Raw genomic sequence first — 11,887 nt, 5'->3', positions numbered from 1 at the left:
TGCAAGTTTGCAGTATATTTTCTTCCTAGCGCGAGTATATTTATGCGTCCTGTGGCGTTGAGTGAATCCAGTTCAGGCTTTTTAGATGAGCAATTTGCACAATTAATGCTTCGCTTATGCGAGCAAGAGCATTACGTGCTGAGCGAACTACAAAAAACACAACTATATGAATTAGCACGCGCTACCAGCCAAGCCACACGCCAAAATAGCATTGCTAATCGCTTGCCTAGCACACTGAGTGCCGATGAATTGACTGAGCTCCTAAAAACACCCGCCCTAGGTAAAGCGGGGGACTATAAGCCGCTCATCACAGAATATGGCTATATTTGGCTCAATCGTTATTGGCAATACGAGCAACGTTTGGCAAAGAATTTGGTGGCACGCCTGTATGCGATAGACTTATCAGCCGCCAACACCCATGAAATCGACAAAACCGTCAATCAATGGTTTAGTCATCCTGATACCGCATTACAAAAACAAGCCGTGGCACAAGCCGCCAAACACCCATTTTTAATTATTTCCGGTGGCCCTGGTACCGGCAAAACCACGACACTGACGCGCTTGCTGTGCCTTTTAATTGGGCAACTTGGCATTAAGCCCCAGCGCATTCGCTTAGCAGCGCCAACCGGAAAAGCAGCCATGCGTATGCAAGAGGCCATACGTCAAGCAAAGCAGACTTTAAAACTTGAGCCAGAGTTAGCAGCACATATTCCCGAGCAAGCCAGCACTTTGCATCGTTTATTAGGTTTTTTACCTAAACAAGTTGGCTTTAGACATCATGCTGGCCACCCGTTACCGGCGGATGTCGTCATTGTGGATGAGGCATCCATGATTGATATTTCACTTATGACGCATCTATGTGAATCGGTCAGTCCACAAACACGCTTAATTCTACTGGGCGATAAAGATCAGCTTGCCTCCGTAGAAACAGGATCTATTTTTCGTGATCTCTGCCTGCAAGAACCGAATAATCCCCATCCCCTTGATCCATATCGGGTGGTCTTGGAAAAAAGTTGGCGTTTTTCTAGCGAGAGTGGGATTGGACGATTAGCTACTGCGGTGCGCGATCGGCAGGAGAATGCTTTACTCGAGCTACTACAGCAACAACCCACAGGGGTTACGTGGAGTGAACTAGCACGCTTAGATTCTAAGACCTTGCAAACTGCTTGGAAGCCTTATTTATCGCAGGTACAACAATGGCAAACCAATCCTGATCCGGCTTTATTAAGCTCGCTATTTCAGGCATTTAATCAGTTTCGCGTTTTAACACCGCTGCGCAAAGGCAGCCTTGGCACAGAACGTTTAAATATAAGTTTAGGCAAATTATTAGCACCCGCCTTACCGCGCATACAACAGGGCGCTTGGTATGCAGGCCGCCCTGTCATGGTCATAGAAAATGACTATCGCCAAGGCTTATTTAATGGTGATATTGGCATTAGCTTACCCAGTGCTGAGGGTTTGAAAGTCTGGTTTGCGAACACTAATACAGGGGGCTTTCGCGCTATTGCGCCAGTACGTTTACCGGCTCATGAAACCGCATGGGCAATGACCATTCATAAAAGCCAAGGCTCAGAATTTGAGCGTGTGTTATTATTATTACCCGAGCAAGATGACTCTCAAATGCTGGTACGTGAATTATTATATACCGGTATTACTCGCGCCAAACAGCAAATTGATATTATGGGTCGCCAAAGTGTATTATTAGCGGCGCTTAAACGTGATCTCCCTACTAGCTCTTGTATTCGCCGCCGCTTACGTGATTTATATCACGCCTCCATCCAATCAGAAGGATCCACTTTATAATAAATTTTCAATTCATTAAATAAAGCGGGATGGCGATTTAATAATTCCAAAGGGCGCTCAAAAAAAGTCTCGGTCACAACTGCAAAAAACTCAGCAGGCGCGGTAGCACCATATTGATCAATTAGCGTTTCATCACCTTGAAAGGCTGCACGGCGCAAGGCTTCATATTCTTCGGTCAATACCGATGCCCAACGTTGATAATGCTGTTGATTCGCTAACACAGGAGCGCCATTCACTGAACCTGATTCATTATCTAATTGGTGCGCAAATTCATGCAATGCGACGTTATGACCGTCACGAAACTCACGATTTCCTTTTAATACATCAGCCCACGATAAAATAACTTTGCCATTGCTCCACGACTGACCTAGGAGACCGGACGGAAGCAGGCTTTTAATACCACCTTCTACGAATTTTTCTTCCTGTGTTATAAATCCATCGGGATAGACTAAAATATAACGCAAATCACCATACACTGATGTTTTACGATTTAATAATAATAAACAAGCACTTGCCGCTATAGTGACACGAATCTCATCAGTGATTTCCAAGCCATTACAGCCGGTGAAATGCTTTTCATGAATAAATTGCTTAATCAATTTTTGGAGCTGTCGTTGCAAGTCGCTCGGCAAATGACGATAAATAGGAAAGTTACGCGCTAGAATACGCCGCCATGCTTCAGGAAAAGGTGCGTTAATTGCTTTACGTAAGGCGTAATAAGGAATGAGCCACCACGCAATGGCACCACTAATAATTGCCAGCAATAAGAATAATGACCACACATATCCTGACATAAAACGCTCCAAGGCCACTTCCAACTGGAAGCTGCCTTAAAACATTCGGGCATAAGGCTAGAATTTCAAGAGCTTGGCACTTGATTCTGGATAAACGCGAGCGCTCCCTGCCCCGCTTTACGACCTGTCGCTAGCACCGCTGTGAGCAAATAACCGCCTGTTGGGGCTTCCCAATCCAACATTTCACCAGCACAAAATACGCCCGATAAGGCTTTTAACATCAAATGCTCATCCACTGCGGCAAAGGAAACACCGCCTGCAGTACTAATCGCCTCATCGATCGGTGTGGTGGCCGTTAGGGTGATTGGCAGAGCCTTTAGCAAGTGAGCTATTTGCCGTGCAGACGGTGGTTCATGACGCGGCAAACACTCAAAGAATAAAGCAGATTTGGTAGCATCCAGATGCAGGCGACTTTTTAGGAAGTTGCCTAAACTTTTTTGTTTGGGGCGATTGGCCAATAATCTTTCTAAGTCGGCAAGATTTTGCTGAGGCAACAAATCTAAATAAAAGCTAGCCTTGCCCTTAGCCTCAATCATATCGCGCAAGCGTGCCGAAAACGCATAAACTAAACTACCTTCGACACCCCGCTTGGTTATCATTAATTCACCTTGGCGAGTTTCAGTGTTTCCTAATAAATCCGTAAATCTCAGCGTCACAGCTTTCAGAGGAGCACCCGAATAATGACTGCGTAGGTGCTGACTCCAGTCACAAATAAAACCGCAATTACTAGGTTTTAAGGGGAAAATAGCAATATGGCGCGCTTTTAGTAGATTTACCCAAGCCGAGTCACTGCCGAGTTTTTTCCAACTCCCACCGCCTAAGGCCAAAATCAATACATCATAATCCACAGTGATCTCGTGGCTGGGAGTCGCAAAGATCAGTTGATTATTAGTGTTCCAGCCTACCCAGCGATGACGCGAATGAATAGTTAAACCCTGCTGCTTCAAGCGCAGAAGCCAAGCGCGTAATAAAGGGGCAGCCTTCATTGCTTTCGGAAAAACGCGCCCTGAGGTACCCACAAAGGTTTCAATGCCTAAATCCGCCGCCCATTCGCGTAAGGTATTCGCATTAAACAAGGTTAAACTCGGTAATAAATCCTGTTCCGCTTGGGCATAGCGCTGCATAAAATCGCTAAAATCTTCAGAATGCGTTAGATTCAGGCCGCCAATCCCGGCCAATAAAAACTTACGTCCTACGGATGGCATCGCATCATATAAATCGACCGCATAAGCAGCATTAGTCAGTTGCTCGGCAGCCATTAAACCAGCCGGCCCACCCCCAATAATCACAATGCGAGGCGCTTTAAGCATGGTGTTGCAAACGCAATTGCTGTGTCAAATAGTCTGGAACACGTTTATCCAGCCAAAACCCTTGGGTATTCATAAAACCGACATGCCCACCATGTTTGGAAATTTCTAATTGAATCGAAGCACTCACTTCAGCAGGGTTGGGCACTATACTGGGGTACATAAAAGGATCATCTAAGGCATGAATGACTAACGTCGGGATCGCTACTGTTTTAAGAAAAGGCTTGCAGCTAGAGCGCTGATAATAATCGTTGGCATCCTTAAAGCCATTTAAGGGCGCTGTCACTGTATCATCAAATTGATATAAGGTCTTGATTGACGCTAAATCAACAGAAAGGGGGGATGGAATACGCAAGAACTTCTCACGATACGAGGCTTTTAAATGGTTCAACAAATAACGATTGTAAACTTGTGAAAAGCCTTCGGATAAACGCTTAGCACAGAGTGCTAATTGAAACGGTGCGGAAATAGCGATGGCTGTTTTGAGCTGGGCATATTCGCCAGTTTCCCCTAAATACTTCAACAAGATATTAGCGCTCAACGAGATCCCGACTGCGGCAAAAGGCTGCTGATGACGCTCCGTTAATTGTTGCAATACTGCTGCTAAATCGGCACTGGCGCCTGAATGGTAACTACGTGGTAAGCGATTGGGTTCGCGTCCTTTACCACGCAAGGTCATAAACACCACACTGAAACCAGCCTCATACAAACATTGCATTAAAGGTGTAGCGTAATGGGATCGGAGTGAACCCTCCAAGCCGTGCATCACCAAGACCAATGGTGCTTGCGAGCGCTCATACCACGCTAAATCAATAAAATCGCCATCGGCCAATTCCATACGCTCCCAACGTAATGGCAGGTCTAAACGCTTTCGCAACAAGGTTGGCAACAAGGTTTGTACATGTGCGGAGCGTAAGCCCACAGGTGCTTGGTAGTTGGAGAAAGTCGACTCCATAGTGATTCTACTTGAGGAAAATGCGTGTTATAGGCGGCACAACGCAGCGCGTCAAGTTGAGCTGTGTTACGCTTGTGCCATGTGTTTGTCAGGATACTACGATGCAGGTACGCGCCGATCAAATTGAAACGCAACTTCAAACAGGCCTAAAGCCCGTGTATTTGATTACTGGTGATGAGCCGCTACAAGTTATGGAAGTGGCTGATACGATTCGGGTCTATGCTAGCCAGCATGGTTTCAGTGAGCGCGAAATTTTGCATGTTGATCCGCAATTTGATTGGGGTATTTTGCTACAAGCCAGTGAAGCTTTATCACTCTTTGCAACACGCCAATTATTGGACATGCGTTTTAGCAGTAGCAAGATTGGCGCGGCCGGCAGCAAAGCTTTACAACAGTATTTAAGTCATCCACCGCAAGATAAATTGCTCTTAATTCAAGCCCCTAAATTAGATAAAGCGGTGCGTAATGCGGCTTGGGTCAAAGCATTGGATCAAGTCGGTGCTGTCGTACAGGTTTGGGAACTGAATGCCTCGCAAACGCAGGCCTGGGTAGCAGCACGAATGAAAGCAGCACACTTGAAACCCGATGATGCAGCGGTGCGTTATTTGGCTGAGCGGGTGGAGGGTAATTTACTGGCGGCTGCACAAGAAATTAATAAACTGCAATTATTATTTGCCGGACAACCTATTAGCGTTGAGCAATTAGCCGCCGTTACGGCGGATAGCTCACGTTTCAGCGTGTTTGATTTAGCCGATGCGATTCTCGCGCCTGATGTGCCGCGCTTAAAACATATTCTTGAGGTCTTGCGAGAAGATGACACCCCCTTACCCTTAGTGATTTGGGCTTTAGGAGACGTGCTGCGGCAATTGGAAGAAGGCTGCACTAATGTCAGATACCAGCGCAGTAACCAACATCTCATTATGAAGACCACGCGCGACCGTCAAGCTTTATTACAACACGCGTTCAAGCGTCTTGCTAATACCAACTTTATGCCTCTATATCGTCGTTTGGCGATCTTAGATCAACATAGTAAAGGGGTAGGCGAAGGGGTGAGTAAAAGTGAAACACGCTTATGGGATGGAGTATTCGATCTGGCTCTAGCCTTAATGGGAAAGCGTTTATTTACGCAATAGCTTGAAGTGACAAGCTTATGCGCTTGCCTTTTTAGATAAGATCACGGCGGTTCTTAAGCGCGATTGCCCAAATTGTGACATACGATCAAAGTCTTTACGGCTAATGGGCAAATATTGGTTGTCTAATGCAAAACGAAACACCGGCTCATCAATAAAGGGGTCATGAATATAAATAAAGCGCTCATCCATCGCAGTCACGACGACCCAATGTGGCACTTTCTGGTTATCGAAGCGATAGGTACTAATTAACACAATGGGTAAAGCGCCCCGCTCTAGTGCCTCTTGTAATTGCACTTGAGACAGACTGGTATAATGCAAATGATCTGCTGCTAAGTACTGATACTGCTCCAGAAAATCTGCGTGTACTAAGCTCATCACATGCTTTTTCTTTTCATCACGTACCGAGTCCAAAAAAGGCGTGTCATTACTGGAAATATAAACATCAGTCATAAAGCCACGTCGCATAGCCGCTAAAGCCAAGCCTAACGGGCTGCAACCACCATGCCCTGCCATCATATAAATCGTTGTCGCCTCACGCCAAATCCTTAGCTCCTCCGTTGTTGTTAACGATAAGCGAGGATCCAGTGCTACCATGCCCATCATCAACGCCGCTGGCCCACAAGTGAAATCGGTCTGTTGCGCGTAATAGGGAACCTTGAGGTGGGTAGTGTGTTGCGCCAGATGCAGAATACGCTTTTGCAAACGTAAGGCATCTGCATGATCTTCATAGTAATCGTGATATTCGCCAAAACTATGATACCCCATACGCTCATAAAGCCGAATCGCACTGTGATTATCTTTGCGCACTTCTAAACGCATGGTGATTCGTCCGACCGCCACGCAACTTTTTTCTGCCTGCTCAATCAAAGTTTGGGCAAGGCCACGGCCTTGTTGGCGAGGATCGACGGCGAGTGAATAAATCCGTGCTAGATGCGTACCTTGATGCAGCAATACAAGAATATAGCCCAGCACTTCGCCTTCTGAACCAGCGACTAAAAAACAATTAGCACTACTTAAAAAATGGCGGAAACTGCGACGGCTTAAACGATCGGAATCAAAACAAGCCTGTTCCAGTTCAACTAAACGCGATAGATCATTTAGCGTGGCAGGACGAACTGGCGTATCGTTCATGAAAAAGTCTCATTTTATTGGTTATAGTTATGCAAAGTAGTCGGCGAATGCACTCTACACAGAGCATTTAAAAGCCGTATGATGCAGCACCTCATTAATTATTACATATAACAAGGGAAGCCCTCACGTATGCCTGAGTATTTACTCTTAGTCGACGATATAAAACATTGGAAAACGGATTATCCCAGATTTCCCGTCGCTGCGGTGCGTGACTATCTTACCGGCAGTGATTGGGCCAAAAAACGCAACCTGCATGTGATTAATCTCTGTCGTAATTTGAATTATCACAGTTTAGGTTACTATGCCTCGCTCCTCGCTGAAGCACGCGGACACCGCATGTTACCTTCAGTCAAAACTTTACATGACCTCACACGTAAAACCCTCTACGGCCCGATCATTGATGATCTAGACGACGTGGTTACCAAAGCGTTAGCGAAGCAGGCGCAACACCAGAACGTTGATATTGCGCGCTTTGAAATTGTGCTGCACTTCGGCAAATGCGACAGCGAAGCCTTGCGCCCCTTAGCACGCCGCCTTTATGAAGCGTTTCCAACGCCGCTGTTGCGTGTTGAATTTAGTCGTAATGGGCGCTGGCGCATTAGCAAGCTAAAGACCGGCAGCTTAACTACCCTTAGCAGTTTGCAAGAAGGCTATTTTTTCAAGGTTTTAGAAAATAAACTACAACAACGTTGGCGTGAACCTGATCAGGCTATACCAGCGCGTTATAATCTTGCGATTTTGCACGACCCACAGGAAGCATTGCCGCCCTCCGATGCCAAAGCACTGCACTATTTTATTAAAGCCGCAGCGGACTTAGGGATTGAAACCGAGTTCATTACTGGCAAGGATATTGGACATATTGCAGAGTATGATGCTTTATTTATTCGTGAAACCACGGCGTTAAATAATCATACGTATCGCTTTGCGCGTAAAGCAGCCAATGAAGGCTTAGTGGTTATTGATGATCCAAGCTCCATTTTACGCTGTGTGAATAAGATTTATCTCAGTGAATTATTGACCGCCAATAAAATTCAAATACCTCCCAGCGTTATTCTTGGTAAAGGTGAGTTAGAGCGTGCGGAGAAGAAACTCGGTTATCCCATGGTACTTAAGATACCGGATGGTTCTTTCTCACGTGGCATGTTTAAAGTCAAAGATCGTTCTGAATTAGAAAAAGCTGCTGCTGAATTATTCGAACACTCCGAACTAATTTTAGCACAAGCTTACACCTATACGGAATTCGATTGGCGGATTGGCATTTTGAATGGCGAGGCCATTTATGCTTGTCGCTATTATATGTCGCGTGGTCACTGGCAAATCATTAATCATAATAAAAATGGTAAGTCTGTTGAGGGGCGCGCTGACACCTTAGCTATTGACCAAGTACCTGTTGCTGTATTAGAAACTGCCCTAAAAGCTGCGCGGTTGATTGGTGATGGCTTATACGGTGTTGATTTAAAAGAGACAGCACAAGGCGTGGTAGTGATTGAGGTAAATGACAATCCTAGTATTGAGCATGGTGTAGAGGATCGTGTATTAGGAAAGCAATTATACCAACGCATTATGGCCGAATTTCTAAGGCGGTTAGATGCAAAACATCATCCGAGTAAAACCAAAAAAACCCTTAAGCCTAGCATAGAAGTTTAAGAAATTACACCCCCTCTATTACCTAAATACTTATCCGTTCCCAGCTTAATTAGCTGGGAGAATTTTTAAGGCCCTAGCAGCCCGTCAAGACAGGGGCGTTTCAATCCGCTCCCAGTTTAATTAGCTGGGAGAATAGTTCCCCCTTATCTCTCTAACGCCAAATATGTGGTTTCAATCCGCTCCCAGTTTAATTAGCTGGGAGAATCGCCCTTTTGCAAGAGCATGAAAAGTATAGCTTTTTTTGGGGAATGGCGCGAACTCAAAAGAAAACAGGGGAAAATTAGTTCACGGATGGAAGGCATAAAAATAAAACCAATTAAATCAGAAACTTAAATGATCGCGAACCATACAGCTTTTTGACTATCGCTCTAGGTTCGCGGAGCTGGAATACAACCATTATAGCAAAAGCCTGCTACTTACAACATCAAAGGCGCCTCAAAATCCTTGGCTTTAAACTTACCAAACTCTTGCACATTCTTACTCAAAGGCTCGGCCAGACGATAAATTCTTAAATTATCTTCAGCCAAATCAATTTCCTTCAGCAAAGCATCTTTCAACAACTCATAAGTCGCGGCATCCACCTTGCATTCAAACACGGACTTTTGTACGCGCTGACCATAATTCAAACAAGTTTTCGCCACCCGCCGTAAACGTCGTCGCCCCGCAGAGGTTTCGGTCGATACATCATAACTTACCAAAATCAGCATATTGATCAACCCTTTAACTCCCTTACCCCATTTGGGTTAAGGGAGGAAAGAAAATTCTCATTTGTTAAGGAACGGAATATAGGACGCTACATCCCCACGCAAATAACGCGCTAATAAACGCGCTTGCAATAAAGGTAATAAACCAATTTCTACCGCTTGCTCTAAGATAGGGTGCTGCAAGGTTTCTTTCTTACGCTCCTGATAAGCGAATACCACCGTTTTACGCCCCGTGTCATTCAAATAAACCGCGCCACCTTCTCGAAATTCAAAATCTTTTTCGTGTAATTGCCCACGATTAATGAGCGTCAGGGCTAAACGGTCGCCCAATACCGCTCTAAATTCTTCCAATAAATCCAAGGCTAACGCAGGTCGTCCGGGACGTACTACATGGTAAAACCCAAGTTGTGGATCAAGCCCCACGGTTTCTAGAGCACTACGACAATCGTTTAAAATCAAGGCATAAATAAATGAAATTAAGGCATTCACCGCATCCTTGGGCGGGCGACGGCTGCGCCCTTTATATTCAAACTCAGCACGCATTGACGGCTTAATCATGGTATTGAATTGCTCAAAATAAACCCGTGCCGCGTCACCTTCCAAACCTAATACCGAGGCAGGCGAGTCGGCATATTCTACATTGCGCAAATTAATCGCTAAGGCTTTGGCAGCTTTGGTCAGCACTTGTTTTTCAGACTCTTCCTTACTATCCCGCGCACTGCGCATTAAGACATTACGCGAATTTCTAAGCTTACCGGCAATAAATGCCTTACTTAAACCCAATGCCACATCAGGTTTATCCGCTGCCCGAAATTGCGCTTGGCGTAATAAAATATTGCCACTGACTTGCCCTTCCACCCGTGCATGAAAACGCCCATTCTCATCCAACCAAACAATCGAGCGCCCATCTCGCATACACCGCGCCATTAATTTGGGGCTAATCATTACGCGTCCTAAACACACAATCGAACCTAAGTGATGCAAAGGCACTTGCCCACGCTTTACGTTATCGACAGTTAGCACTAAGGTTTCACCCTCTAATTTGAGGTAGCTATCGTTAGTGGATAAGTAGAGGGTATTGAGGAGTTGTTTCATAAGCTTATAAGGCAACGGCTAATTGTTCAGCTTCTACTGCATCTGCAAGTAATCCATCTGCCACGACAAACGCCCAGTTTTCCTCCGCTAATAATGCAAAGCTCGCCAATTGAATAGCATCCAATGTTCTTAAACCTAATTGTTTGCCTTGACGCTGCATTAAAGCTTCAGCCTCATCCAATACAGCTTGACTAACAGGTTGGACATTAAGATTTTGCCATTCTTCCTGAAAACCTGATGCTATTTCAACTAGTTGCACGGCATCAAGATCACCCCTACGGAACTTGCGATATAAGGCGCTATTGAACTCAATACGAGCTAAATCAGATACCCAAATATCATTCTCAGGCTTTTCAATAAGAGCAATAACTTGCTCACTACCCATTTCTTGGTGAAAAAACTTTACTAAAGCCGAGGTATCAAAAAACAAGTTCACAGACGCTCTTCCCTATCGTCAATAATTAACTTAGCGATACTCTCAGAGCCTTTATTTTGCCAAGTAGTACGACTTTTAGCTGCTCCAGCCCCACGTTTCAACATCTGAACGCGCTGACGTTTCAAGGTCACCAATAAATTTTGCAATGCCAGTAAACTCGGCGTGTCTAAGGAAACTAATTCCTGTAAAACTTGTTGTCTTAAGGCACTCATTAACAAACTCCTATCTAAAATCCTATACGCTTAGACTAGAACTATTCATCCTCCACCACAAATAAATGCTGATGCAAACGGGCAAGCGTCGCCGTTTTCCCCACTAAATCAGGCTGGCAGGCATCAATTAAGGAACAATTTTGACACAAGGCGCGTTCAGATGTCGGCGCGGGAATCACACCCGACGCTAATAAATCACGCACTTGCTGGACTAAAGCAATCGTGTGTTCGCGTAAAGCTGTATCAATCGCCACTACCCGACGACGGCGCGTTTTATGGTGGTAAATTGCCCCTTCTGGTACAGGCTTACCCGTCATTTCTTCCAAACACAGTGCTTGGGCGGCGAGTTGCACTTCATCGTGTAGCTTTTGCTGGCGTTTACCTTGCTTATATTCCACAGGATAAGGCGTACCGTCCGCGAGAAACTCCACCACATCCGCCTTACCCACTAGACCTAAACGCTCACTAAATAACGGCAAAGCCCGCTCCACCCGCACGCCATACTCCATGCCGCTTTCCCCACTATCCACCCGCTCATGTGCCAAATGCCCACGAATGGTAAACACATTATCCTCAAAGATTTGCTCTTGATGTATCAACGCACACTGACGCGGACAATAGCTGTAGTGTTGCAGGGCGGAGAGCATAATGGGGTGGAGTTCGGGCATGG

Annotated in this window: 12 protein-coding genes; 3 read left to right on the top strand and 9 right to left on the bottom strand. The window is 45.4% G+C overall.

Features of this window, described 5'->3' with window-relative positions; all coding sequences use genetic code 11:
- Positions 1–42: 42 nt before the first annotated feature.
- Positions 43–1,803, top strand: coding sequence for an exodeoxyribonuclease V subunit alpha (gene recD, locus A3IE_RS19640; RefSeq protein ID WP_020393862.1), 1,761 nt, complete (start codon positions 43–45; stop codon positions 1,801–1,803).
- Here recD and A3IE_RS0101785 read toward each other — a convergent pair.
- The 3 genes from A3IE_RS0101785 to A3IE_RS0101775 all read right to left on the bottom strand — a co-directional run bounded on the left by A3IE_RS0101785 (position 1,767) and on the right by A3IE_RS0101775 (position 4,859).
- Positions 1,767–2,597, bottom strand: coding sequence for a M90 family metallopeptidase (locus A3IE_RS0101785; protein WP_026154722.1), 831 nt, complete (start codon positions 2,595–2,597; stop codon positions 1,767–1,769). The two genes, recD and A3IE_RS0101785, sit on opposite strands and share 37 nt — an antisense overlap.
- Before the next feature lie 65 nt (positions 2,598–2,662).
- Positions 2,663–3,907, bottom strand: a complete 1,245-nt coding sequence (locus tag A3IE_RS0101780; protein ID WP_020393860.1) for a TIGR03862 family flavoprotein — start codon at positions 3,905–3,907, stop codon at positions 2,663–2,665.
- Positions 3,900–4,859 carry a hydrolase gene (locus A3IE_RS0101775; RefSeq protein ID WP_020393859.1) on the bottom strand — a complete coding sequence of 320 codons (960 nt, stop codon included), beginning with the start codon at positions 4,857–4,859 and terminating at the stop codon, positions 3,900–3,902. The genes A3IE_RS0101780 and A3IE_RS0101775 overlap by 8 nt, the downstream gene beginning before the upstream one ends.
- A gap of 101 nt (positions 4,860–4,960) precedes the next feature.
- Between A3IE_RS0101775 and holA the strand changes: the two genes are divergently transcribed.
- Positions 4,961–5,992: a DNA polymerase III subunit delta gene (gene holA / locus A3IE_RS0101770; RefSeq protein ID WP_020393858.1), complete on the top strand. Its 1,032-nt coding sequence runs from the start codon at positions 4,961–4,963 to the stop codon at positions 5,990–5,992.
- Between the two features lie 15 nt (positions 5,993–6,007).
- Here holA and rimI read toward each other — a convergent pair whose 3' ends face one another.
- Positions 6,008–7,123 (bottom strand): ribosomal protein S18-alanine N-acetyltransferase, encoded by a 1,116-nt coding sequence (gene rimI, locus A3IE_RS0101765; RefSeq protein ID WP_020393857.1) that lies wholly within the window; start codon positions 7,121–7,123, stop codon positions 6,008–6,010.
- Positions 7,124–7,252: 129 nt separating this feature from the next.
- On the opposite strand from rimI, the gene A3IE_RS0101760 reads away from it, so the two are divergent.
- On the top strand, positions 7,253–8,770 hold the full coding sequence (locus A3IE_RS0101760; protein WP_020393856.1) for a RimK family alpha-L-glutamate ligase: 1,518 nt from the start codon (positions 7,253–7,255) through the stop codon (positions 8,768–8,770).
- A gap of 416 nt (positions 8,771–9,186) precedes the next feature.
- On the opposite strand, the gene cas2 is transcribed toward A3IE_RS0101760, so the two are convergent.
- The 5 genes from cas2 to cas4 are packed head-to-tail and all read right to left on the bottom strand — an operon-like array spanning position 9,187 to position 11,885.
- Entirely contained in the window at positions 9,187–9,477 is a 291-nt protein-coding gene (cas2, locus tag A3IE_RS0101755; protein ID WP_020393855.1) for a CRISPR-associated endonuclease Cas2, read from the bottom strand.
- Positions 9,478–9,534: 57 nt separating this feature from the next.
- Entirely contained in the window at positions 9,535–10,569 is a 1,035-nt protein-coding gene (gene cas1c / locus A3IE_RS0101750; protein ID WP_020393854.1) for a type I-C CRISPR-associated endonuclease Cas1c, read from the bottom strand.
- A 4-nt stretch (positions 10,570–10,573) separates the two neighbouring features.
- Positions 10,574–11,005: a type II toxin-antitoxin system VapC family toxin gene (locus tag A3IE_RS19635; protein WP_020393853.1), complete on the bottom strand. Its 432-nt coding sequence runs from the start codon at positions 11,003–11,005 to the stop codon at positions 10,574–10,576.
- On the bottom strand, positions 11,002–11,217 hold the full coding sequence (locus tag A3IE_RS0101740; RefSeq protein WP_020393852.1) for a hypothetical protein: 216 nt from the start codon (positions 11,215–11,217) through the stop codon (positions 11,002–11,004). Before A3IE_RS0101740 ends, A3IE_RS19635 begins: the two co-directional genes overlap by 4 nt.
- A 41-nt stretch (positions 11,218–11,258) precedes the next feature.
- Positions 11,259–11,885 (bottom strand): CRISPR-associated protein Cas4, encoded by a 627-nt coding sequence (cas4, locus tag A3IE_RS0101735; protein ID WP_020393851.1) that lies wholly within the window; start codon positions 11,883–11,885, stop codon positions 11,259–11,261.
- Positions 11,886–11,887 lie beyond the last annotated feature (2 nt).

The organism is Thiolinea disciformis DSM 14473, from assembly GCF_000371925.1.
Lineage (GTDB): Bacteria > Pseudomonadota > Gammaproteobacteria > Thiotrichales > Thiotrichaceae > Thiolinea > Thiolinea disciformis.
Note: the sequence above shows the minus strand (reverse complement) of the source record. Positions and strands in the feature narration are given on the sequence as shown.

Bases quoted from the DNA above. Each gene is read 5' to 3' on its own strand.
- recD (WP_020393862.1), top strand. From the start codon at position 43: ATGCGTCCTGTGGCGTTGAGTGAATCCAGTTCAGGCTTTTTAGATGAG.
- A3IE_RS0101785 (WP_026154722.1), bottom strand. From the start codon at position 2,597: ATGTCAGGATATGTGTGGTCATTATTCTTATTGCTGGCAATTATTAGT.
- A3IE_RS0101780 (WP_020393860.1), bottom strand. From the start codon at position 3,907: ATGCTTAAAGCGCCTCGCATTGTGATTATTGGGGGTGGGCCGGCTGGT.
- A3IE_RS0101775 (WP_020393859.1), bottom strand. From the start codon at position 4,859: ATGGAGTCGACTTTCTCCAACTACCAAGCACCTGTGGGCTTACGCTCC.
- holA (WP_020393858.1), top strand. From the start codon at position 4,961: ATGCAGGTACGCGCCGATCAAATTGAAACGCAACTTCAAACAGGCCTA.
- rimI (WP_020393857.1), bottom strand. From the start codon at position 7,123: ATGAACGATACGCCAGTTCGTCCTGCCACGCTAAATGATCTATCGCGT.
- A3IE_RS0101760 (WP_020393856.1), top strand. From the start codon at position 7,253: ATGCCTGAGTATTTACTCTTAGTCGACGATATAAAACATTGGAAAACG.
- cas2 (WP_020393855.1), bottom strand. From the start codon at position 9,477: ATGCTGATTTTGGTAAGTTATGATGTATCGACCGAAACCTCTGCGGGG.
- cas1c (WP_020393854.1), bottom strand. From the start codon at position 10,569: ATGAAACAACTCCTCAATACCCTCTACTTATCCACTAACGATAGCTAC.
- A3IE_RS0101740 (WP_020393852.1), bottom strand. From the start codon at position 11,217: ATGAGTGCCTTAAGACAACAAGTTTTACAGGAATTAGTTTCCTTAGAC.
- cas4 (WP_020393851.1), bottom strand. From the start codon at position 11,885: ATGCCCGAACTCCACCCCATTATGCTCTCCGCCCTGCAACACTACAGC.